Raw genomic sequence first — 22035 nt, forward strand, 5'->3', positions numbered from 1 at the left:
TTGACTGTGTTGTGAGAACACGGGGTTCACTGACAGGCGAGCCGGTCCGCTGGCGCGAGGAAGGTGTCTCTGATGATCGATAGGAGTTCGGATGACGGCGCGACGATGCCGCGATTCGAGGGGATCCGGGCGCTGTTCATCAATGCGACCCTGAAGCGGTCGCCCGAGCCCAGCCACACGGATGGGCTGATCCGCATCAGCAGCCAGATCATGCGCGATCACGGCGCGGAGGTCGAAGTGGTGCGCGCGATCGATCGCGATATCGCGACCGGGGTGTGGCCGGACATGACCGAGCACGGCTGGGATGTCGACGAGTGGCCCGAACTCTCCCGGAAGGTGCTCGCCTCCGACATCCTGGTCCTCGCCGGTCCGATCTGGCTGGGCGACAACAGCTCGGTGATGAAGCGGGTGATCGAGCGTCTGTACGGCGGCTCCGCACAGCTCAACGACGCGGGCCAGTACGCGTACTACGGCCGGGTCGCGGGTTGCCTCATCACGGGCAACGAGGACGGGGTCAAGCACTGCGCCATGAACGTGCTGTACAGCCTGCAGCACCTGGGCTACACCATCCCGCCGCAAGCCGACGCCGGCTGGATCGGCGAGGCCGGACCCGGACCGGGGTATCTCGATCCGGGGTCGGGCGGCCCGGAGAACGACTTCACGAACCGCAACACGACGTTCATGACGTACAACCTGCTGCACCTCGCGGCCATGCTCAAGGGCGCCGGAGGTGTTCCCGCCTACGGCAACCGCCGCAGTGAGTGGGCGGCGGGTTGCTCCCCGCACCAGCTCAACCCCGAGTACCGCTGAGCGGGACGGAGAGAACATGAGCACGGACACGACCTCGGAGGCCACAGGCTGGCCGCGTCTGAGGGTGGATGACTGGACGGCGACTCGCGACACGCTGCACATGTGGACGCAGATCGTCGGCAAGGTGCGGCTCGCGCACGCACCGCTGGTGAACCACTGGTGGCAGGTGACGCTGTACGTCACTCCTCGCGGGCTGAGCACGGGCAGCATCCCGGCCGGTCGTCGGCTCTTCGATCTCGAGTTCGACTTCATCGACCATCGACTCCGGATTCGCAGCAGTGACGGCGGATCACGGAACATCCGACTGGAGGCGGTGCCGGTCGCGGGATTCCACGACCGGGTCCTGCGCGCTCTGAGCGAGTTGGGCATCGACGCGGAGATCTCCTCGGGGCCCAACGAGGTGGAATCCGCGATCCCGTTCGCGCAGGACACCGAGCACGCGTCCTACGACCCGGCGGCGGCTCGCCTGTTCTGGGAGCAGCTGATGCAGGCGCACCGGACCATGGAGGAGTTCCGGTCGCATTTCGTCGGCAAGGTCAGCCCCGTCCACTTCTTCTGGGGGTCGATGGACCTCGCCTGCACCCGTTTCTCTGGCAGGGATGCGCCGGAGCACCCCGGCGGCGCTCCCAACGTCGGCGACTGGGTGATGGTGGAGGGGTACTCGAAGGAGCTCTTCAGTTGCGGATTCTGGCCCGGCGGCGGAGAGCAGGGCGCGTTCTACGCGTATGCGTATCCGGAACCGGAGGGGTTCGCGGAGCATCCGATCGGCGTGGACGGCGCCTACTACAGCGTCGAGAACGGTCAGTTCCTGCTGCCCTACGAGATGGTGGCCGACGCCGAGGATCCCGATGGGGCGGTGCTCGAGTTCCTGCACGGCGCGTACCGGGCCGCCGCCGAACACGGCGGCTGGGACAGGGACATGCTCGAAGACGATCCGAGCCGATGGGACCACGTCCGCCGCACCAGGTCACCGCCGGCTCCTTCGCGCGATCGATCACCGTACGAATCACTGACGAAGGAACGACCCTCGGTGGAGCGGACCCACCTCGAGCGGCTCGAAGACATGACGGAAGGTCATCGTGACGACTGAGTATGAGGGTGCGGTGATCGCGGGGCACATCCCCGGTGGCGACCCCGCGGTCCTGCGACATGCGAGCGCGCTCGCGGTGGCGACGGGCGTGCCGCTCATCGTCGCCCACATCGACACGAGCCGGGTGATCGACGCGCCGGATCCGGACGGCGCCGCTCCGGGCGAGGCGGTCAGCGAAGCATTGCGGCGCGGCCGAAGAGATCTTGCCGTCGTCCAGGCCGAGGCCGACGTGGCTCTGACGGACTCGCCGGCGCGCTGGACGGTTCTCCAGCACGTGGGCGACCCCGCGATGGCACTGCACGATCTCGCCGAGCGGACACACGCATCGATGTTCGTGATCGGCACCCGCCGGGACGAGATCGGCGCGGCCGTTCGCGAATTCCTCAACGGTTCGGTCGCTCTCCGACTCGCCCGCCACCAGTCGCGCCCCGTCGTCATCGTCCCCACCGGGGTCGTCCATCCCTGGCGGAGCCGCACCCTGACGTGACAGATCGCGGCGCTGCAGCGCTCAGCGCCTGCTGTCGACTCGACCGATGGGCTCGATGCCGTCGATGAATGCGGCGCGGGCAGCGGGCCAGCTGCTCTCGTCGACGTGCAGCGCGGTTCGGAGGTAGGCGGTGCTGAGTCGCTGGATGACGGCGACTCGCTGCGGGTCTTCATCCGTCGTCTCCGCGACCTCGTAGCCGACGATCCCGCCGAGTCCGTGCTCGGCACCGAAGAAGGTGAGGAGGTCGGTGGCGCCCGGGCTGTGCGTGTAGGCGTCGGTGAACCAGTCGGGTCCGCGGCTCGACATCTTCGACTGGTCGTGGTCGCCGGCCACGACCAGGGTCGGTGTGGTGAGCTCGGCGAACGACGGACGCATGAACGGGAAGTTCGCCTGCGCGAACGGGTGCAGATCGTCGCCTGCGAGACCGGTCGCCGCGAAGAGGATCCCCGCACTCACGCGGCTGTCGGACATGTCGTCACCGACCTCTCCTGCCTCGTCGAGGATCCGCGCACCGAGCAGGGCCTGCGCGGTCTGCCCGCCCCAGGAGTGGCCGGTGACGGCGACGCGACTGCGGTCCATCCGGCCGGCGAGGCCCGGGACGGCCGCTTCGATGGCATCGAGCTGGTCGAGGATGCGGGTGAGATCTGCGATCCGCTCCGTCCAGATCGAGGGGAACACCGGATGGTCGAACCCGAACCCGTTCCGTCGGGAGTCGAGGTGGGTCGGCTGGATGACGACGAATCCGCGGGAGGCCCAGAATGCCGTGAGCGGGGCGTAGCCGTCGAGGTTCCAGCCGTTGCCGTGCGAGAAGAGCACGACCGGGAGGTCGGTGCCGGATGCCGGGGCGGACACGCGTACCTGGAGCGGCACGGGGCGGCCGGGGGCGGACAGCTCGACGGGGGCGACGGACACCACGGGTGCACCCTCGCCGACGATGGCGTCGAGGGTGTGCGCGAGGGAGGAACTCATGAGATGCCTTTCCGGCTGGCTGGTCTGCGATACTGATATCGGAACAACGATCCATAACATTACGGAACAGTGATCCGTAATGCAAGCCGATGGTGCGCGCAGAAAGAGAGTTCATGTCGGACGATCAGATCGGGGACGCCGGGCGGCAGGTGGGTCGCCCGCGCCGTGACGCTCAGCTGCTGCTCGACGCTGCAGCGTCCGTCTTCGTGGAATCGGGCGTCGACGCGCCCGTTCGCGAGATCGCGGCTCGAGCCGGCGTCGGGGTCGGCACGATCTACCGGCACTTTCCGACACGGCCAGATCTCGTGGTCGCCGTGTATCGGCACCAGGTGGAGGCGTGCGCCGATGCCGGCCCCCGGTTGCTGGCAGAGAGTGCGACGCCGGAGACGGCGCTGCGTGCCTGGGTCGCCCTGTTCGTCGACTTCCTGGTCACCAAGCACGGGCTCGCCGGTGCGCTGCAGGGCACGACCGCGGACGCGCGTGCCCTGCACACCTACTTCGTCGAGCGTCTGGTTCCGGTCTGTGGCTCACTTCTCGAGGCGGCCCTCGGGCCGGAGCGTGCGGCGGGCTCGGCCGATGGCTACAACGTGCTCAAGGGCATCGGAAATCTCTGCATCGGCGCAGGCTCCGACCCTCGTTACGACGCGGGTGCCCTCGTGCAGCTGCTCATCTCAGGAGTGCTCGCTTCGGGAGCTGACGACCCCACCGCCTGATCTGAAGCCGGGAGCATCCCGGTCTACCGATTGCCCACCGTGACGCCGGCCGCTCGCAGCTCGACGAGATAGGCGCTGTCGGAGGGATGGAGGTAGTACGCCTCGGATTGCGCGTCGCCGGAGGCCGATCTGCGGACGAGAGATCCACCGGCACCGATCACGGCGTCCATGGCCTCGGTGGTCAGGGGCATCCCGGGGTTGTGGAGGAGCCACTCCTGCGCGGACTTGCTGCAGCGTTGAAACCAGTGCTGACCGTCGTTGTTCGTCATGAGGTCACTTCACATCATGTTGCTGCCACATGGTCAAGCGTTCGTGTCGGGGCGAGCGAAGCACCCGCCCCGGGTCGCAGAAGGGGTTGACCCTGTGGCAGCAACACGGTGTTCCATGGCTGCATCCTGCCTCGCGCGGCCCTTTGAAGGAGAACTCATGACCGAGATCACAGTCGTCCTCGTCCACGGCGCTTTCGCCGAATCGTCGAGCTGGAGCGGCGTGATCAGCGCCCTGCAGATGCGCGGTGTCCCGGCGTTCGCGACGCCGAATCCCCTGCGAAGCGTGACGACGGATGCCGCGAACGTGCGCAGCGCCGTCGAGTCGGTCGACGGGCCCGTCCTCCTGGTCGGTCACTCCTACGGAGGCGCCGTGATCACCGAAGCCGCCGTGGGGAGCGAGGCGGTGAAGGGCCTCGTCTATGTCGCGGCGTTCGCTCCCGACCAGGGGGAGACGGCGCTCGGACTGACCGGGCAGTTCGAGGGCAGCACCCTCGGCGATACCGTTCGCGCCTATCCGCTCGAAGACGGCACCAACGACCTCATCGTCGACCGCGAACTGTTCCCGAACCAGTTCGCGGCCGACGTGGACATCGCGGATGCTCGGATCGCCGCGGCGACGCAGCGCCCCATCCGCGACTTCGCACTCGGCGAGGCTCAGCCGTCGACGACCCCGGCCTGGAAGACGCTGCCGTCGTGGTTCATCTTCGGCACCGGAGACAAGAACATCCCTGCCGAGGGGCTGCGGTTCATGGCCGATCGGGCGGGTTCGAAGAAGACCGTCGAGATCGACGGGGCTTCGCACTCGGTCATGGTCTCGAACCCGGAAGCCGTCGCCGACCTCATCGGCGAGGCGATCGCCGAACTGGGCTGAGCGGGCTTGCAGCATGAAGATCCTCAGCCTCGTCCTCAACGCCGTGATCCTTCTCTCCGCGATGCTGTTCCTCGCGTACGTCGGATACCACTACTTCGACTTCGGTCTGTTCAAGACGCTCCCCTCGGGAGTGTCCGGATTCTTCCTCAGCGCCGGCGCTCTGCAGTACGTGGCGCTCGGCCTGCTCATCGCGGCGGCGATCGGGAAGATCCTCCTCAGCCGCGCCCTGAAGCGGCGGGATGCCGGAACCGGGCCTGACGGCGCGGTTCTCAGGTGATGCGCAGGGCAGCCAGGACGGCGCGCAGGTGCGCGTCTCAGAGCAGCAGCTGCCCGAGCGGACCCACCAGGTAGCGCAGCGAGTACGCCTCCCAGACGGCGCCGATGATCAGCAGCACGAGCGCCGGGAGCGCGAGCAGGCCCAGCTGGCGGAGGCCACGCAGATAACCCTGGCGCCGGTTCTTCGCCTGCGCGGTGCGCGGGGACAGCCAGTACTTGCCGATCAGGAACGCGCCGAGCAGGAAGAGGATGTACGCCTGCAGCTCGATCAGGAAGGTCAGGGAGTGCGGGATCATGGCGACCCATCCCGCGGGCGTGGTCTGGACGAGGGTAATGCCCGTCGTCACTGCCCAGTGCCCGAAGAACGCGAGGCCGGCGAACGGGACGATCAGCGACGGCAGCACGATCGTCAGGGCGCTCAGGCGGAAGATGTTCACGACGAGGATCATCAGGGCGAACAGCGGGGGAGTGTTGAAGAGCCAGCGCACCAGCTCGCCGGTGCCGTTCGCTTCCAGCCCGGCCGCCTCGGCGGCGACGAGGTCGGGGAAGATGAGGCCGATCACGAACCCGATGACGGCGAGCCCATAGGCCGCCGCGTTGAGGATCAGGTAGACGCGCATGTTCTCGCGCACGACCCGGAAGGGTCGTCGCCAGAACGGCACGCGTGCGGAAGGCTCGGTGGATATCTGCGGAGTGGTCATGTTTCCATCGCACTCCATCGCGGTTCGCGGGAGTAGTGCGCCGGTGTCATGAGAACAAGTGACACCGTGTCATATCGTCCGCTCGATCAGGCGGCGCGGTCGGATGCTGCGGTGATGATGACCTCCAGGCGATCGCGCACGTCGATGAGCTCGTCGATGCGCGACACGATGCGCCGATGCTCGTCTTCCAACATCCGTCGCTGGTCGACGTCCGTCGTGCCGCTGTCGATGCACGGGAGCATCTCGGCGATCCGCTTGCTCGACAGCCCTGCGGCGTACATGATCTGGAAGAAAGCCACGCGCTGGACCGCCGCCTCGTCGTATTCGCGCTGACCGCCGGGCGTGCGCTCGCTGTGCAGCAGGCCCTGCTCCTCGTAGTAGCGCAGGGCGCGCACGCTCACGCCGGCTCGCGCCGCCAATTCGCCGATTCTCATGACTCGCTCCTCGCTCACTTGCGACTCGGGACTTGCACCTGACGTCAACGTCAGGTCTTACGGTATCACCATGACCACGAATCACACGTCTTCCTCACCCATCGTCGGATCCGTCGCCCTTGTGACGGGCGCCAACCGTGGCCTCGGCCGCATCCTCGTCCAGCAGCTGCTCGAGCGCGGTGCGGCGAAGGTCTATGCCGGCGCGCGCAACCCCGAGAGCATCGACCTCCCCGGCGTGATCCCCATCCAACTCGACGTGACGGATGCTGCACAGATCGCAGCCGCGGCCGCGGCGGCACCCGACGTGACCATGCTCATCAACAACGCCGGCATCAACCGGCCGGGAACCCTGATGCACAGCCCGCTGGCCGACCTGGAGGCCGAGATGGATACCAACAGCCGCGGCATCCTGCACATGGTGCGGGCGTTCGCCCCCGGTCTCGCCGCCGGCGGGGGAGGCACGATCGTCAACGTGCTCTCCGCGCAGTCGTGGTTCGCGCACCCGGGCACGAACGGATACCACGCGAGCAAGGCCGCGGCCTGGGCCCTCACCAACGGCTTCCGGCTCGAGCTCGCCGAGCAGGGCACTCGGGTCGTGGCCGCTCATGCCGGGGCGTTCGACACGGACTTCTCGGCAGGATACGACGGACCCAAGGAAGACCCGGCGGACATCGCCACCGCAATCCTCGACGGCACGGAGCGCGGCGACATCGAGGTGCTCGCCGACGACTGGACGCGCGGAGTGAAGGCTTCCCTCGACAAGGATCCGTCGCCGTTCTACGCCCAGCTCGGCTTCGCGATCGCCTGAAGAAAGACGAACAACATGCGCGCTGCACGTTTCCACACCTACGGAGATCCCGACGTCCTGATCGTCGACGAGGCTCCCGAACCGCATGCCGGCCCGAACTCGGTGCGTATCGCCGTGCGAGCGGTGAGCGTCAACCCGATCGACTACCTGCTGCGGGCGGGTGCCCTGCAGGCGTTTCTTCCGCTGCCGCTGCCGGCGATCCCCGGTCGCGATGCAGTCGGCGTGATCGACGAGATCGGCCATGGAGTGACGACCGCCCGCGTCGGCGATCTCGTCTTCGGGCTCGGTGGGGTGAGCGACACCACGGCGGAGTTCGCGGTGCTGACGGCCTGGAGTGCCGTGCCCCCAGAATGGACCGTCGAGCAGGCGGCTGCCGCAGGGCTCGCCTCCGTCACCGCGGCCGGAGCGGTCGACGCGCTCGGTGACCTCGACGGCCGGACGATCCTGATCGAGGGAGCATCCGGTGCAGTCGGCAGTGCGGCGGCGCAGTTCGCGCTCGCCGCCGGCGCACGGGTGATCGGCACGGCCCGACCGGAGAACCACGAGCACCTCACCGCTCTCGGAGTCGTCCCGACCACGTACGGTCCTGGCCTCGCCGATCGTGTCGCCGCGATCGCGCCGGAAGGCGTGCGTGCGGCGGTGCACGCCGCGCCTTCGCCGTCGCTTCCCGATCTGCTGGCGATCGTGGGGGATGCGGCGCGCGTCGTGACCGTCGCCGACAAGGGCGCGGCCTCGAAGTTCGGCATCCGTGCCGTGGATGCTGCCAACGATTCGGCCCTTCTCGAACGCGCAGCCGACCTCGGCCGCCGCGGGCTCTTCTCGCCGCGGGTCGATCAGGTGCTTCCGCTCGCGTCCATCGCGAAGGCGCACGAGCTGGCCGCCGGCGGAGTCGGCAAAGTCGTGGTCAGCGTGCCCTGAGTTCGACGGGCTGAGCACTCGCGGGTCAGGCCCTGCGGGCGCGCAGCCAGTCGCGGATGATGCGCACGACGTCGTCGAGGTTCGATTCGAGCAGGAAGTGCCCGGCGTCGAGGAGTTCAATACGCGCGTCGGGTGAGTCCCGCCGGAAGGCCTCAGCGCCGGCCGCGGCGAAGATCTCGTCGTTGCGGCCCCAGACGGCGAGCACGGGCACCCGACTGGCGCGCAGCCACTCCTGCAGCGCAGGGTAGAGCGCCCGATTGGTCGCGTAGTCGCCGAAGAGGTGCAGCTGCGCGCGGTCGACTCCCGGTCGGGCAAGGAGCGCGAGGTCGTGCTCCCACGCATCGGGATCGACGAGGGTCGGGTCGGGCACGCCGTGCAGGTACTGCCACTCGACGGCATCCCTCTCCAAGGCCGGGCGCAGTGCCCTTTCGTTCTCGTCGGACGGATCCTCGTGATACGCCCAGATCGGCGTCCAGAACTCCGGGACGAATCCCTCCTCGTAGGCGTTGCCGTTCTGCGAGATGACTCCCTCGACGGCATCCGGATCGGCCAGCGCGAGGCGCCAGGCGATGGGTGCGCCGTAATCCTGCACGTACACGGTGTACCGCGTGACGCCGAGTTCGCGGAGGAAACCGCGCGTCACCTCCGTCAGGGCATCGAACGTGTAGGGGAACTCGTCGACCGACGGCGCCGCCGAACGGCCGAAGCCGATGTGATCCGGCGTGATCACCCGATGCGTGTCGCCCAGGGCCGGGATCAGGTGCCGGAACATGTGCGAGCTGGTCGGGTAGCCGTGCAGGAGCAGCAGCACCGGGGCGTCGGCGGGTCCTGCCTCGCGATAGAAGACCTCGTGCCCGTCGACGAGCACGGTACGGTGGTGGACAGCGGGCATGGGGAGTCCGTTCTCTCGGTCGGTCGTTCGGTCGTTCTCATCGAAGACCCTGTGCCTGCCACACGGTCAAGGCCGCACCCGACGTCAGTCGAAGATGATCCCCGCGGACGTGAGGCGTTCGGCGAACGAGGCTCCCAGGGCGATGGAAGGAGGAACCACTCCACCGCGCAACGGAACCGGTGCGGCCGGGTCCGCCATGTTCAACGCGATCTCAGCCGCAGAAGTGACGGTGATCCTGTTCGCCGGATCGCCGGCTCCCGAGACGTGGACGACGGTCTCCGAACCTCGCGCATCCATTCCATGCAGATCGAGTCGATAGAAGCCCTGAGCGATCTGCTCCTCGCTCGGTCCGTTTCCGGGCGGGACGAGGCGGCTCAAGAGTGCTCGTCCCCGGCGGAACTTCAATAGAGCGGCGATCACCGCGAGCCCTGCCTGAAGCTGAACAGCCGGGAACAGGCCCGCCCACCCGTCGAAAGCCAGATGCTCCTGGACGGTCACGTCCTGTCCGCGGAGCGATGATGCGAGCCTGATCGCCCGAGTGTCCGAAACCCCCATCGGCGACGGAACCAGCCACGCGCGCAACCGGCGATCGAACGTCATCCCGCGGGGATCCTTCTCGCCCGGCCGTGGCGTTCTCCCTTCCGGGCCGAGCAGGAGAGGGTCTCGTTCTTCCGCGTCGTCGCCGTTCTCGCTCGCCTCGATCATGCTGGCCACCGTGCCGCCGTTGAACATGCCTCCACGGATGCGGACGATGAGCGACGCAGTGTGCAGGAGACCGCCGAGACGCTGATCCGCGACAGCTGCCGCGATGTCCGCCGGAGTGGAGCTCACTCCGCCGAAAGGGACGATCGCCACGCCCTTCCGGGTCGCGACCGCGTGATGTCGATCGATAAGTTCGCGGATCCGACTGACCTCGCCGCTGATGTCGATGTAGTGGGTTCCCTCATCGACGCACGCATCGACCAGGGGATCGCCGAATTGTCGGAACGGCCCCGCCATGTTCAGGACGACACGTGTCCGTGCGGCCAGAGCAGTCAACTGTGCGGGGTCGGTCGCATCAGCGACCACGACGGCTGCGCCCGTCTCGAGTTGCGCGAGTCGCTCGGCATTCCGCCCGGCCACAGCCCACCGCAGTCCCGCCGGGGCGTGGTCTCGGATGTACTCCGCCGCGCGGCGACCCGTGAATCCGGTCGCTCCGAACACCACGAGATCGAACTCTCTGTTCACACTGCTCTCCATCTTGAATCGTCGATCAGCGGGAACTCCGCACCCGAGGTCGGCTCAGGCCGACTGAACTTCGGGGATTCGGCGGAGACGCTGGATCTCTGCCGAATCCGCCGCGACGGCGATGCGGCGGAGCACGTCGCGCTGTGCCGAGTTGAAGAGCTCGACGACGATTTCGGCGAGCGCGGCCCGCGTCTCCTGACTGTTCGCACGGCGGTGACCGGTGCCGGCGACCAGCCACGGGCGGTCCGTGGAGCGCCAGTTGGCACCGTCCGATCCCAGGAGGGACGCGACCCGGCGCCGGTCGGCCTCCGAGGCGTCGGGAAGCAGGGCCGTGAACGCTTTCCGGCCTTCCGCGCACTCGTCTGCCACCATCTGCTTCAGTCGCGACACCGAGGCCTCGTCGTGCAGCCGGGTGAGGATCTGGATGAGGGACCGGTCGGGCTCCGAAAGATCGGCGGCGATGGCCTCGAAGCCTCGAGGTGTGTCGACGGGTGCCCGCACACTGAGCAGGGCGGCGATGTCGGACCGTGCGCGCTGCAGGCGCTCCATCTCGGCCACGACCCGCTCATCCAGCTCTCGCAACTCATCGTGCGAGGCGATCCCGTGCCCCGCGGCGACATCGACGTGGGCGAGCGGAACCCCGAGCTCCACGACCCGCCGCAGCTGGATGAGGCGCACGAGATGGTGCACCCGGTACTCCTTATAGCCGTTGTATCGTCGCTCCGGTGCCGTCAGAAGGCCCAGCGAATGATAGTGCCGGATGGTGTTGACCGTCGTGCCCGCCAGATCTGCGAGCTCCCGCGTGCTCCACGTCACTTCTTCGTCTCCTGGTGTCGGTCCTGCGGTTTCGGCCCATGCCGTCTCTGCCGTGTCGCCAGACTCCCAGCGCGGTGCGTGTGCTCGCGTCGGTGTCTTTCACCTAATCGCGTCCCGCAGTACCCTGTGGTGGGGACACACCCACCCCCATCCGGCGGGAGCAGACCTGACGAATCTCCTAGGGCGCCGCGCGGAACGCGATGTCGTCGAAGCACTGCTGGCCGAGGCGAAGGTCGGGCGCAGCGGGTCTCTCGTGGTGCGCGGGGAAGCCGGCATCGGCAAGACGGCGCTGCTGGATCATGCGCGCGAGCACGCGTTCACCGAAGGTTTCCGCGTCGAGCGCTGCACGGGTGTCGAAGCCGAGACCCCGTTCGCGTTCGCGGGACTGCATCAGCTCTGCGCGCCGCTGCTCGACCGGATGAGCGCCCTCCCTCAGCCGCAGGAGTCGGCGCTCAACGTCGCGTTCGGGCTGCGCGGCGGAACGGTTCCGGACTACTTCCTGGTCGGGTTGGCGACGCTGAATCTGCTCACCGAAGCCGCGGAGGCGCAGCCTCTTCTGTGCCTCATCGATGACGCGCAGTGGCTGGACCATGCGTCTGCGCAGGTTCTGGCGTTCGTGACCCGTCGGATCACGGCGGAGCGTATCGCCTTCCTTTTCGCGCGACGCGAGGTCGGGGATGGCCAGATCGACGTGTTCGTCGATCTGGCGCCGGAACTGCGGCTGACGGGCCTCGGCGAGACCGACGCTCTCCTTCTGCTCGCCGAGGAGTTCCGTACGCCCTTCGATGAAGGTATTCGCGAGCGGATCCTCGCCGAAGCGGGCGGTAACCCGCTCGCACTGCTCGAGCTGCCGCGCAGCTTCAAAGGCTGGGCCGGCGGATTCGAGCCACCCGACGCGCTCAGCGTTCCGCGGCGCATCGAGGAGACCTTCCGGCAGCGTTCGGCCGGGCTGGCGGAGGGCGCCCAGATGCTGCTCCTCCTCGCCGCCGCAGACCCGACCGGCGATGCTCCGCTGCTGTGGCGCGCAGTCGAGAACGTCGGATTGGACAGGGAGGATGCCGCGCCGGCCGAGGCATCCGGCCTGGTCGAGATCCGCGCGCGCGTGCAGTTCCGGCATCCGCTCGTACGCTCCGCCGTCTATCGCGCGGCCACGCCGGCGGAGCGACGCCGGGCGCACGAGGCGCTGGCCGCTGCGACGGATCGACACGTCGATCCCGATAGGCGCGCGTGGCACCGGTCGCAGTCCGTGCTGGGGACTGACGAGGACGCGGCGCTGGAGCTGGAGCACTCGGCCGCGCGAACGCTGGCCCGCGGCGGTGCGGCCGCTGCGGCCGTCTTCCTGCAGCGGGCGGCGGAGCTGACGCCGGCGCCCGTCGACCGCGCCAGACGGGCGCTCGAGGCTGCGCACGCCAGACACGACGCCGGGGAGTTCGCGGCCGCTCTGGAGCTCGCGACGATGGCATCCGCCGGTCCGCTCGACGACCTGCAGCGCGCGCGCGTCGAGCTGCTCCGCGCGCGGCTCGCCTTCCACCGCACGGAGGGGAGCGACGCACCGGGCATGCTGCTCGACGCGGCCGAGACGTTGGCGCCGCTGGACGCCTCGCTGTCGCGCGAGACCTACCTGCACGCCCTGGACGCGGCGATGATCATCGGGGGAACGGCCGAGAAGCGCGGCGCAGCAGTTGTGGCGCGTGCGGCTCTCGCGGCACCCGCGCCGCCTGGGCCACCGCTGCCGGCCGACGATCTGCTCGACGCACTCATCGTCACGTTCACCGAGGGGTACGCGGCCGGCGCTCCTGCGATGCATCGTGCGCTCGAGGCCTTCCGAGACCACGGCTTCGACGGCGAAGCCGTGGGACAGATGGGAAGCCGTCGATGGATGTGGCTGGCCACGCGGAGCGCCGCCGGGCTCTTCGACGCAGAGGCGGCCCGGATCCTGGCGGTCCGCAACGTGCGACTGGCACGCGAGCTGGGTGCGCTGACGACCCTTCCGGGGGCTCTCGCCGCGCACACTGCGATGCTGGTGCTCGGCGGCGAGCTCACACAGGCGGAAGAAGCGGCTGCCGAGGGAGCGGCCATCACGACGGCGACGGGTGCGATCCCTCAGCCTTTCGGCCAACTCTTCCTGGCTGCATGGTGCGGACGCGAGGACGAGACCCTTCGGCTGCACGCGACGCGCACGCAGGGCTCGGCGCCGCGGACGGAGGGGGCGGCGGTCGCGACGGCGCACTATGCGCTGGCGGTGCTGCACAACGGGCTGGGCAACTACCCTGCGGCGGTCGCCGCTGCGGTGCGGGCGCGTCAGACCGATGAGATCTCGAACAGCAGCATCACGCTGCCGGAGCTGGTCGAGGCCGCCGTCCGGGCGGATGAGCGCGCCATCGCCGAGACCGCACTCGCGGAGCTCTGCATGCGGGCCGACGCGAGCGGTACCGACTGGGCACTCGGACTCGCGGCGCGCTCGCGCGCGCTCGTCAGTGCCGACGAGGCCGCCGAGGGGCACTACCGGGAAGCGCTCGAAAGGCTGCGGGCATCCGGGATGAACGGTCATCTCGCCCGCACCCATCTCGTGTTCGGGGAGTGGCTGCGCCGAGAGGGTCGCCGTCAGGATGCTCGCGAGCAGCTCCGCATCGCCCACGATTCGCTCGCCTCCATGGGGGCGGAGGCCTTCGCCGCCCGCGCCGCCCGCGAGCTTCGCGCCACGGGCGAGAACCCCCGGAAGAGGTCGGCCCACCCGGCCGGTTCCCTCACCGCCCACGAGCTGCAGATCGCCCGCCTGGTGGCGACGGGAGCGACGTCGAAGGAAGTCGGTGCGCAGCTCTTCCTCAGCCCGCGCACGATCGAAGCGCATCTGCGCAGCATCTTCCCCAAGCTCGGCATCACCTCGCGCCGACAGCTGAAGGATTTGCTTCCCGACTAGGTCAGGAGAGTGATCAGCATCCGACGGAACTCGGCCTGATCACGAGCGTCGAGCCGGCCCATCATCGTGGCGAACTCCACCGCGAGAGCATCCAGCGCGGCGGCACGAACCTCGCGCCCCTTCTCGGTGGTCGTGAGCCGGTGTCGCCGGAGGTCATCCTCATCGATCTCCCGTCGCACGAGCCCTTTCGCCACCAGGTTCCGCAGATACATCGTGACGCTGGCCTTGGGCAGCATGAGCTGAGCGGCGAGTTCGGCGGGGTACCTGCTCGCATCGACCTCATCGAGGACGAAGAACTCCTTCGTCTCGATGCCCACGTCCTCGAACTGCGGGGCGGCGGCGTTGAGCACCCGGGTGAGCAGACGCTGGTTCAGCTTCCAGAGCTCAGCGCCGTCATCGTCGATCGCTTCGGGCATCGAACCCCCAGGAAAATGGTACAGTTTCGTACTAGTTCGATTCTGTACAAACGGACGCTCGAATCAGTTCGAGCAGAGTCATCCTATGAGGAAGGAACTCCGTCATGCAGCGCATCTCCATACCCCGAGGCCCGATCTCTCTCGCCGCCCACCTCCATCTGCCGGACGGGTTCGACGAATCCACCCGGCATCCCGCGATCGTCCTCGCCACGCCCGGCAGCAGCGTGAAGGAGCAGATCGGCGCCAACTACGCCTCGCGACTCGCGGCGAAGGGATTCATCGCGCTCACCTTCGACCCAGCCCATCAAGGCCAGAGCGGAGGCGAGCCCCGCGACCTGGAGGACCCGTACCGCCGCGGGGAGGACATCTCGTACGCCATCGACGCGCTCGTCACGGTCGCGGGGGTCGATCCTGACCGCATCGGAGCCCTCGGCATCTGTGCGGGCGGTGGATACGCCGTGCACACTGCCCGCACCGACCACCGCATCAAGGCGCTCGGCACCGTCGTGGCCGGTGACATCGGCGCCTCCTTCCGCAGCTTCGCGCAGAACGGCGTCGCGGCCGAGCTCGATGCTCTTGCCGCCGCCCGCACCCGGGAAGCCGTCAGCGGAGAGCTCGACCGGGTCGCCTGGCTGCCCGAGACCGTCGAGGAGGCGGTGGCGGCCGGGATGACCGACATCGACACGGCTCAGGGGATCACCTACTACCGCACTCCGCGCGGCGGGAACGAGCACTCGACGAATCGCCGGCTCGCGCGCGGCGACTCCGTTCTTCTGGGATTCGACGCCTTCCACCTCGTCGATCCGCTGCTGACCCAGCCGCTCCAGGTCGTCATCGCGGGCCGCAAGGGGAACACGGGTCAATACGAGGCGGGGATGAAGCTGTGGTCGCTCGCGCCGAACCCGGTGGATCTGCTCGTGATCAAGGGGGCTGGACACTACGAGATGTACGACGAGCCGCGGTACGTCGATCAGGCCGTCGGGCGGCTCGCCGCGTTCTATGGCGAGTATCTCTGACCGCGTCAATCGGTGTTCTGGATTTCTAAGTACAAAACAGTGATAACGTCGAGGGATGGGCAGACCACGCGCATTCGAAGAGCTCGCCGTGCTCGATGCATCCACCGCGCAGTTCCGCGTGCACGGGTTCGCCGACACGTCGACCGAGCAGCTCTGCGCCGCAGCCGGCGTCAGTCGCAGCAGTCTGTACAACGCCTTCGTGTCGAAGGACGAGCTGTTCGTGCGGTCGCTCGAGCGCCACATCGCGCGCACGCTGCAGGAGCAGTCGGGCATTTTGACGGATGCGGAGCTCTCGGGCGAGCGAAGGCTGGCGGCGCTGCTCGACTCCGTTCTCGACGAGGAAGCCGAGGCGCGGGAGCGCGGGCACGCCGCGGGCTGCATGATCGTGGCCACGCGGATGTCTCCTGACATCGGCGAGCATGATCCCCGCGTCGCGGAGATGCTGCGTCGCTATCAGGAGGACCAGGTCGCGCTCCTCGCCGTCGCGGTCGAGGACGGGATGGCCGACGAATCGCTGCGGTCGGATCTCTCTTCGTCGGATGCTGCGCTCCTGGTCGTCTCCGCGATCTCCGGGATCAGGGTGCTCTCGCAGTCGGGGAGCCCGGTCGCGACGTTGAGGGCCATCGCGGCACTTCATCTCGATTCACTGAAGTACACCGCATTCGCAGGGAAGGAATGACCATGAGGATCCGCAAGCTGGGGTGGGCGGGCGTCGAGATCGAACACGACGGTCAGATCCTCGTCATCGATCTCCTCGAGGAGAAGGCGCCGCTCGGCGAAGCGCTGACGCTCGATCAACCGCTCCCGCCGCCCTCGCGTACCGGCGAGATCGATCTGGCGCTGGTCAGTCATCTCCACGGGGATCACACCGATCCTGCGGCGCTTCAGCGGGCGCTGCGCCCGGGGGCTCGGGTATTCCGGCCGGTCGCCGGCAGAGGGCCGTTCGCGCAGGAGCCGAGCGCGCTGCACATGGAGGACTCGTTGCGATCGCACGGCCTCCGAACCGAACAGGTCGAAGAGTGGGACAGTCGCACCGTCGGGGCTTTCCGTGTGACGGCGGTGCCGGCAGTCGACGCGTTGGGTGATCCCCAGGTGTCCTGGGTCGTCGAGGCCGGCGGCGTCCGCGTCTTCCATGGGGGCGACACGATGTTCCACGGCTTCTGGTGGGGCATCCGGGACTTCGTCGGTCGCATCGATGTCGCACTGCTCCCCATCAACGGTCCCGTCCTGGAAGGCGTACCAGGGCACTCTCCGTCGAGTCCGGTCCCCGCCGTGCTGCTCCCCGAGCAGGCGGCCATCGCCGCCCAGATCCTCGGCGCTCACACGGCGATGCCCATCCACTACGGCCTCGACCGGCCGCCGCTCTACGCTCAGACGCCGGACGCCGTCGGCCGGTTCGAGCGAAGCGCCCGCGAGCGGGGGATCACTCCCGTCGTGCGTCAGCCCGGGGGGCACGTCACCGTCGCGTGACGTCGCTCAGCGGGATCGCCTCCATGGCGTTGGCGGCGACGGACTGCAGAGTCTCGAGGCTCGCGCCGGCGTGACCGAGGACCTCCATCCCGCGAGTCACGGCGACGAAGTAGGTCGCGAGGGATTCCAGGTCGCAGTCGGCGGCGATGTGGCCGCTGTCGCGGGCCTCAGCAAGGCAGTCCCGATACTCCGTCTCGAGTCGTCGAAGCGCCTCGCCGGCGGCTGCGGCGACCTCGTCATCGCGATCGCCCAGCTCGACGGTCGCCTTCGTGAAGAGGGAGTCGATGGGTCCCGACGAGCTGAAGAGCAGGGCGAGGGCGAAGAGCTGCCCGCGAACGCGGTCGAGTGGCGTCTTCGTCGAGACGGCCAGGCTCTCGCGGGCGCGATCAACTATGTGCGTCGTGCTGGCAGCGAGCGCGCGCAGGAACAGCTCCCGCTTCCCGCCGAACGAGTTGTACAGGCTCTGCTTTCCCAGACCAGTGGCCTTCGTCAGATCCTCGATCGTCGTGCCGCCGTACCCCTTGGCGACGAAGGCGCTCGCCGCAGCGAGGACGACGTCCTCCTCGACGAATTTCCGTGGGCGCGCCATCTCTCGAGATTACCGCCGCGGCAGCGTGCAGGGCACGGACGAACGGGTCACGCGGTGACGGTCACGCCCCCGGGAGGGGAGCCGTCGGCGTGCGCGGCGATCTCGTAGCGCTGTCCCTGATGGTCGAGGATCCGCACGGACGTCATCACTTCGTTCAGTGCTTCGCGGAAGGGGGCGGAATCGTGATGGATCGTGATCGCCTCCTCGTCCTCCCATCCCTCCGAGAGGTGGAACGTGTTCGGGTCGAGGATGTCGGCGGCGAACACGTAGAAGACGCAACCGGGCTGTGCGGCCGTGTACGGGATGTGGTCGGCGACGGCGTCGATGAACTTCTGCCGATCGTCGGGATGCACCCGGTAATAGGCGTTGAACGTCACGCCTGTCTTGTCTTCGCGATTCTTCACAGCTGTCGTTTCCATTCTCGCCTCCGTGGTTCCGTAGTTCTTGACTATATAGTCAAGAATGATCTAGTGTCGAGATCATCGACACAGGCGGTCGATTCGATTCACTGACGAGGAGGGCCACTCCAATGAGCACGATCAGATTCGAGCAGCGGGGCGATGTGGGAAGCCTCGTGCTCGCCAACCCGCCGCGCAACGAGCTGGGACGACAGTTCGCCGACGACCTCCTCGACGCCGTGCATGAAGCGAGCGTCAGCAGCATCCGCGCGCTGATCATCCGCGCAGAGGGTGCGGACTTCGGCGCCGGCGGTGATGTCCCCGAGTGGCCGGGGAAGGATGCGAGTTGGTTCCGTACCTTCATCGCCGAGGTGAATCAGGCCTACGCAGCGATCGAGGCTCTGCGCATTCCCACGATCAGCGCCGTCCGCGGCGCCGTCGTCAGCGGACACTACGAACTCGCCCTGCGCGCCGACCTCATCGTCGCCAGCGAGACGGCCACCTTCACGTGGGTCGAGGCGGGTACGGGCTTCACTCCGCTGGCCGGCGGCCTGCAGCGCCTCGCCGAGCGGGTGGGCCGGGGCCGAGCCGCCGCCCATGTTCTGCTGGCGGAAACGATCGATGCGGTCGAGGCTGAACGCATCGGGCTCGTGTACCGGGTCGTTGCGGACGGAGAGCTCGACTCGACCGCGGACGGACTCGGCGCGGAACTCGCGCGCGGCGCGACCCGAGGCTACGCCGCCACGCGGGCTCTGCTGAAAGCGTGGTCCAGCGGAGGAGTCGTCGGCGCTGACGCGCTGATGCTCGATCTCTCGATGGATCTGTACGACTCCGTCGACACGCAGAACGCGATCGACGAGATCGCTCGAACGGCGACGAACGGCGAGGACTACGTCCATCCGCCGTTCGTCGGCAGGTGATCGGTTCACTGCGCATCCCGCTTCGGCGCAGCCGTCAGGCGCGTCCAGGCCTTCGCGGCCATGAGGCCGATGCATCCGATCAGCGCGCTGATCACCAGGGCATCGGTCACACGGCCCCGCACCAGGACGTCGGCCACGATCAGCAGCGAGACCACGAACGCGCCGACGCACAGGAACAGGAAGACCGCGGTCTGCAGCCGCTCCGAGCGCGCCGAGCGCGCTGTGCGCGCCAGCGCGATGCGCGTGTCGAGGAAGAGGGCGATCATCAGCACAGGGACGACCTGCACCGTGATCTCGTAGAGGGCGGTATGCATGGCTTCATCGCACACCCTGTCCCCACCACGGGGTCAAGCGTCGTCGGTTCCTTCGATCAGTGCGTGCGCGATCACGCTGGCGCGGCCCATGACATCGAGCTGGGCCGGGTTGTACAGGGCGGACACCGATTCGACGAACGTGTCACGCGTCGCGTTCGGACTCTTGGTGAGGTGCGCCTTCGGGTCGCTGAGCCAGGGGTAGTCGTGGAGGTGCCGAGCGAGCGTGCGGCCGTAGGACTCGGCGAGCCTCGACCGGGTCGCCTCGTCGGCGTCGGCAGACAGGGAATCGAACTCCACGCTCGCGCCCTCCGGCTCCTGGGCGAGCATCTCTCGGATGTCGGCCATCGCCTCCTCGTCGTAGAGCTGGGCGTAGATGAGCATGAGAGAACGTTCCGACGTCGACATCTTCTTCGCCAGGCGCTCGAAGCCCGACGGCACATCCGTGAGCGATGCCCCCTCGCGGATCGCCCTGATCTCGGCGCGCGCGCGTTGCAGCCGCTCGATGCTCAGCCCGAGATCGGCGTCGACTGCGTGGAGTGCGTCCATCGCCGCCCCGCCCTCGTCACCGACGACATCGATGCGGTCGAGTGGCACGCCCAGGTCTCGCAGACGACGGATCTGCAGCAGTCGGACGAGATGTCGCACGGTGTACTGCTTGTAGCCGTTGGACGTGCGTTCCGGCAGTTCCAGCAGGCCTTCGCGGTGGTAGTGGCGGACGGTGTTGACGGTCGTCCCGGCGAGGTCGGCGATCTCTCGTGTACTCCAGGTCATGTGCAGATCCAACACCCTGTCGTCGCCACAGGGTCAAGACCGGGGCTCGCCCACGTCAGCTTCGCCGGCCGATCGTCAGCGCCCGCGTTCCTCGGCGATGGAGTTGGCCCCGTCGATCGTGATGAGCTGTCCGGAGATGTACGACGCGCCCTCTCCGGCGAGGAACGCGATCACGTACGCGACCTCCGCAGCGGTGCCGGACCGACCGACGGGCGCGGCCTTGCCCATGCGGCGTTCTCTCTCGGAGGCGGAAGCCGTGTCGATCCAGCCCGGAGCGACGGCGTTCACCGTGACGCCCGCCGCCGCGAGGTCGATCGCCATCGAGCGTGTCAGTCCGACGATGCCCGCCTTCGCCGCGTGATACGCCGTGTCGCCCGGGTACGCCGCAACGGGTCCCGAGACCGACGACACGTTGACGATGCGGCCGTAACCGGACGACTCCATGGGCCCCGCGACCGCACGCGTCATCAGGAATGTCGTTGTCAAGTTGCGATCGAGCGACGCATGCCAGTGGCCGAGGAACCCGCCTCCGCGGTTGAGCGAGGCGGCGGAGTCGGACACCGCGGTCATTCCCGCGTTGTTGATGAGGATGTCCACGTCGCCGAAAGCGTCTGTCGCGCACGCGACCACCGCGTCGACTCCCGTCTGAGCGGTGAGGTCTGCGACAACCCCTCCTCTCGTTCGCTCGTCGCGGCCTGCGGGAGTACCGGTACGACCACGGAACACCCTGTGGTGAGCACCGAGTCAATCGCGAAACAGGACCGTGGCGTTATCCTCGCGGATAATGGCATTCACGCCACTGGTACACATTCATCCCGCTGGCCACACTGGATCCATGCCTCACCGTCGCGGCTCATCATCCGCCCCGACTCGGAAGGACCAGAGATGACCGATCAGATGAGAGCCGTCGTGCTCACCCGCTTCGGAGGAGCCGACGCCTTCGAGTTGCAAGATGTCCCCGTGCCGCAGGTCGGACCGCGCCAAGTGCGGGTCCGCGTCCATGCGACAGCCGTGAACCCCCTCGACCTCCAGATCAGGCGGGGGGACTATCCCGACCACGTGCCCCTGCCCGCGATCACCGGCCACGACATCTCCGGTGTGATCGAGGAAGTCGGCTCCGACGTCACCGAGTTCGGTGTCGGCGACGAGGTGTACTACACGCCTCAGATCTTCGGCGGCGCGGGTTCGTACGCAGAGCAGCACGTCGCCGACGTCGACCTCGTCGGCCGGAAGCCGGCGAACATCAGCCACCTCGAGGCGGCGAGCCTGACGCTCGTCGGCGGAACGGTATGGGAGGCACTCGTGACGCGTGCGCAGCTCACCGTCGGCGAGACCATCCTGATCCACGGCGGAGCGGGCGGTGTCGGCTCGATCGCCATCCAGGTCGCGAAGGCCATCGGCGCGCGGGTCATCACCACCGCGCGGGCCGCTGATCTGGACTTCGTGCGCTCTCTCGGCGCGGACGTCGCACTCGACTACGCCGCGACGAACTACGTCGATGCGGTCGCCGACATCACCCAGGGGCAGGGTGTGAACGTGGTCCTCGACACGATCGGCGGCGACGCCCTCACCCGAAGCCCCCTCGCACTCGCCGATTATGGACGGGTCGTGACCATCGTCGACATCGCGCAGCCGCAGAATCTCATCGAGGCGTGGGGGGTGAACGCCGCCTATCACTTCATCTTCACGCGGCAGAATCGCGGGAAGCTGGATGCGCTGACCGCCCTCGTCGAGCGGGGACTCGTGAAGCCCGTCGTCGGTGCGATCCTCCCTCTCGATCGCGTGGGTGAGGCCCACGAGCTCTTGGAGAACAGGCGGTCGTACGTGCTCCACGGCAAGGTCGCGATCGATGTGGCCGGGACGACCGTCGCGCTTCCCGAGCGCATCACGGCACACGACGGGGTGGCCGCGCAGGCCTGAGCTGGCGCGTCACCTCCGCG

27 protein-coding genes are annotated in these 22035 nt (G+C 68.1%); 14 read left to right on the forward strand and 13 right to left on the reverse strand.

Annotated elements, in window-relative coordinates:
* Positions 1 to 72 precede the first annotated feature (72 nt).
* Genes RS85_RS17710 through RS85_RS17720 form a run of 3 tightly spaced genes read left to right on the forward strand, consistent with a single transcriptional unit; the run spans position 73 to position 2387 of the window.
* Positions 73 to 810, forward strand: coding sequence for a flavodoxin family protein (locus tag RS85_RS17710; protein WP_162484841.1), 738 nt, complete (start codon positions 73 to 75; stop codon positions 808 to 810).
* A 16-nt stretch (positions 811 to 826) separates the two neighbouring features.
* Complete coding sequence (locus tag RS85_RS17715) at positions 827 to 1900, forward strand: DUF5996 family protein (RefSeq protein WP_200894865.1); 1074 nt, start codon at positions 827 to 829, stop codon at positions 1898 to 1900.
* Positions 1890 to 2387: a universal stress protein gene (locus RS85_RS17720; protein ID WP_052703629.1), complete on the forward strand. Its 498-nt coding sequence runs from the start codon at positions 1890 to 1892 to the stop codon at positions 2385 to 2387. The genes RS85_RS17715 and RS85_RS17720 overlap by 11 nt, the downstream gene beginning before the upstream one ends.
* A gap of 21 nt (positions 2388 to 2408) precedes the next feature.
* Here RS85_RS17720 and RS85_RS17725 read toward each other — a convergent pair whose 3' ends face one another.
* A complete protein-coding gene (locus RS85_RS17725; protein WP_046014765.1) occupies positions 2409 to 3356 on the reverse strand; it encodes an alpha/beta hydrolase family protein in 948 nt (315 codons plus the stop codon).
* A gap of 113 nt (positions 3357 to 3469) precedes the next feature.
* On the opposite strand from RS85_RS17725, the gene RS85_RS17730 reads away from it, so the two are divergent.
* Positions 3470 to 4069 (forward strand): TetR/AcrR family transcriptional regulator, encoded by a 600-nt coding sequence (locus RS85_RS17730; protein WP_046014992.1) that lies wholly within the window; start codon positions 3470 to 3472, stop codon positions 4067 to 4069.
* A gap of 23 nt (positions 4070 to 4092) precedes the next feature.
* Here RS85_RS17730 and RS85_RS17735 read toward each other — a convergent pair whose 3' ends face one another.
* A complete protein-coding gene (locus tag RS85_RS17735; protein WP_046014766.1) occupies positions 4093 to 4338 on the reverse strand; it encodes a hypothetical protein in 246 nt (81 codons plus the stop codon).
* A gap of 157 nt (positions 4339 to 4495) precedes the next feature.
* On the opposite strand from RS85_RS17735, the gene RS85_RS17740 reads away from it, so the two are divergent.
* Complete coding sequence (locus RS85_RS17740) at positions 4496 to 5209, forward strand: alpha/beta fold hydrolase (protein WP_046014767.1); 714 nt, start codon at positions 4496 to 4498, stop codon at positions 5207 to 5209.
* A gap of 13 nt (positions 5210 to 5222) precedes the next feature.
* Complete coding sequence (locus RS85_RS17745; RefSeq protein WP_046014768.1) at positions 5223 to 5486, forward strand: hypothetical protein; 264 nt, start codon at positions 5223 to 5225, stop codon at positions 5484 to 5486.
* 37 nt (positions 5487 to 5523) lie between these two features.
* Here the strand turns inward: RS85_RS17745 and RS85_RS17750 are convergent, their stop codons facing one another.
* Together RS85_RS17750 and RS85_RS17755 are read right to left on the reverse strand one after the other, a co-directional pair.
* Positions 5524 to 6186, reverse strand: a complete 663-nt coding sequence (locus RS85_RS17750; protein WP_046014769.1) for a hypothetical protein — start codon at positions 6184 to 6186, stop codon at positions 5524 to 5526.
* Positions 6187 to 6272: 86 nt separating this feature from the next.
* Positions 6273 to 6620, reverse strand: coding sequence for a MerR family transcriptional regulator (locus RS85_RS17755; RefSeq protein ID WP_046014770.1), 348 nt, complete (start codon positions 6618 to 6620; stop codon positions 6273 to 6275).
* Between the two features lie 70 nt (positions 6621 to 6690).
* On the opposite strand from RS85_RS17755, the gene RS85_RS17760 reads away from it, so the two are divergent.
* On the forward strand, positions 6691 to 7428 hold the full coding sequence (locus tag RS85_RS17760) for an SDR family oxidoreductase (RefSeq protein ID WP_046014771.1): 738 nt from the start codon (positions 6691 to 6693) through the stop codon (positions 7426 to 7428).
* 15 nt (positions 7429 to 7443) lie between these two features.
* Positions 7444 to 8346: an NADP-dependent oxidoreductase gene (locus RS85_RS17765; RefSeq protein ID WP_046014772.1), complete on the forward strand. Its 903-nt coding sequence runs from the start codon at positions 7444 to 7446 to the stop codon at positions 8344 to 8346.
* A 25-nt stretch (positions 8347 to 8371) separates the two neighbouring features.
* Here the strand turns inward: RS85_RS17765 and RS85_RS17770 are convergent, their stop codons facing one another.
* The 3 genes from RS85_RS17770 to RS85_RS17780 all read right to left on the reverse strand — a co-directional run bounded on the left by RS85_RS17770 (position 8372) and on the right by RS85_RS17780 (position 11281).
* Entirely contained in the window at positions 8372 to 9238 is an 867-nt protein-coding gene (locus RS85_RS17770) for an alpha/beta fold hydrolase (RefSeq protein WP_046014773.1), read from the reverse strand.
* A gap of 84 nt (positions 9239 to 9322) precedes the next feature.
* Positions 9323 to 10465, reverse strand: coding sequence for a saccharopine dehydrogenase family protein (locus RS85_RS17775; protein ID WP_235282483.1), 1143 nt, complete (start codon positions 10463 to 10465; stop codon positions 9323 to 9325).
* A gap of 54 nt (positions 10466 to 10519) precedes the next feature.
* A complete protein-coding gene (locus tag RS85_RS17780; RefSeq protein ID WP_046014775.1) occupies positions 10520 to 11281 on the reverse strand; it encodes a MerR family transcriptional regulator in 762 nt (253 codons plus the stop codon).
* Positions 11282 to 11447: 166 nt separating this feature from the next.
* Between RS85_RS17780 and RS85_RS17785 the strand changes: the two genes are divergently transcribed.
* Positions 11448 to 14201: an ATP-binding protein gene (locus tag RS85_RS17785; protein WP_046014993.1), complete on the forward strand. Its 2754-nt coding sequence runs from the start codon at positions 11448 to 11450 to the stop codon at positions 14199 to 14201.
* Here the strand turns inward: RS85_RS17785 and RS85_RS17790 are convergent.
* The gene (locus RS85_RS17790; protein WP_046014776.1) at positions 14198 to 14617 is read right to left on the reverse strand and encodes a MarR family winged helix-turn-helix transcriptional regulator; all 420 of its coding nucleotides are present in this window, start codon (positions 14615 to 14617) and stop codon (positions 14198 to 14200) included. The two genes, RS85_RS17785 and RS85_RS17790, sit on opposite strands and share 4 nt — an antisense overlap.
* 104 nt (positions 14618 to 14721) lie before the next feature.
* Here RS85_RS17790 and RS85_RS17795 point away from each other — a divergent pair, with 104 nt between their 5' ends.
* From RS85_RS17795 to RS85_RS17805, 3 genes are read left to right on the forward strand one after another with little or no spacing between them, the layout of a single operon-like run.
* Entirely contained in the window at positions 14722 to 15633 is a 912-nt protein-coding gene (locus RS85_RS17795) for an alpha/beta hydrolase (protein WP_046014777.1), read from the forward strand.
* A 55-nt stretch (positions 15634 to 15688) separates the two neighbouring features.
* Positions 15689 to 16312, forward strand: coding sequence for a TetR/AcrR family transcriptional regulator (locus RS85_RS17800; RefSeq protein WP_046014778.1), 624 nt, complete (start codon positions 15689 to 15691; stop codon positions 16310 to 16312).
* 2 nt (positions 16313 to 16314) lie between these two features.
* Positions 16315 to 17103 (forward strand): MBL fold metallo-hydrolase, encoded by a 789-nt coding sequence (locus tag RS85_RS17805; RefSeq protein ID WP_046014779.1) that lies wholly within the window; start codon positions 16315 to 16317, stop codon positions 17101 to 17103.
* Here RS85_RS17805 and RS85_RS17810 read toward each other — a convergent pair.
* Together RS85_RS17810 and RS85_RS17815 are read right to left on the reverse strand one after the other, a co-directional pair.
* Positions 17090 to 17692 carry a TetR/AcrR family transcriptional regulator gene (locus tag RS85_RS17810; RefSeq protein WP_046014780.1) on the reverse strand — a complete coding sequence of 201 codons (603 nt, stop codon included), beginning with the start codon at positions 17690 to 17692 and terminating at the stop codon, positions 17090 to 17092. The two genes, RS85_RS17805 and RS85_RS17810, sit on opposite strands and share 14 nt — an antisense overlap.
* Positions 17693 to 17739: 47 nt before the next feature.
* Positions 17740 to 18111 carry a putative quinol monooxygenase gene (locus tag RS85_RS17815; RefSeq protein WP_046014781.1) on the reverse strand — a complete coding sequence of 124 codons (372 nt, stop codon included), beginning with the start codon at positions 18109 to 18111 and terminating at the stop codon, positions 17740 to 17742.
* A 110-nt stretch (positions 18112 to 18221) separates the two neighbouring features.
* Between RS85_RS17815 and RS85_RS17820 the strand changes: the two genes are divergently transcribed.
* Complete coding sequence (locus tag RS85_RS17820; RefSeq protein ID WP_052703631.1) at positions 18222 to 19010, forward strand: enoyl-CoA hydratase/isomerase family protein; 789 nt, start codon at positions 18222 to 18224, stop codon at positions 19008 to 19010.
* 5 nt (positions 19011 to 19015) lie between these two features.
* Here the strand turns inward: RS85_RS17820 and RS85_RS17825 are convergent, their stop codons facing one another.
* The 3 genes from RS85_RS17825 to RS85_RS17835 all read right to left on the reverse strand — a co-directional run bounded on the left by RS85_RS17825 (position 19016) and on the right by RS85_RS17835 (position 20821).
* On the reverse strand, positions 19016 to 19324 hold the full coding sequence (locus RS85_RS17825) for a hypothetical protein (RefSeq protein WP_046014782.1): 309 nt from the start codon (positions 19322 to 19324) through the stop codon (positions 19016 to 19018).
* A 33-nt stretch (positions 19325 to 19357) separates the two neighbouring features.
* Entirely contained in the window at positions 19358 to 20095 is a 738-nt protein-coding gene (locus tag RS85_RS17830) for a MerR family transcriptional regulator (protein ID WP_046014783.1), read from the reverse strand.
* A gap of 75 nt (positions 20096 to 20170) precedes the next feature.
* Positions 20171 to 20821, reverse strand: coding sequence for an SDR family oxidoreductase (locus RS85_RS17835; protein WP_046014784.1), 651 nt, complete (start codon positions 20819 to 20821; stop codon positions 20171 to 20173).
* A gap of 159 nt (positions 20822 to 20980) precedes the next feature.
* Between RS85_RS17835 and RS85_RS17840 the strand changes: the two genes are divergently transcribed.
* The gene (locus tag RS85_RS17840; protein ID WP_046014785.1) at positions 20981 to 22015 is read left to right on the forward strand and encodes a zinc-dependent alcohol dehydrogenase family protein; all 1035 of its coding nucleotides are present in this window, start codon (positions 20981 to 20983) and stop codon (positions 22013 to 22015) included.
* The last annotated feature ends 20 nt before the right edge of the window (positions 22016 to 22035 follow it).

The organism is Microbacterium sp. SA39 (assembly GCF_000967865.1).
In the GTDB taxonomy this organism is placed as follows: Bacteria; Actinomycetota; Actinomycetes; order Actinomycetales; family Microbacteriaceae; genus Microbacterium.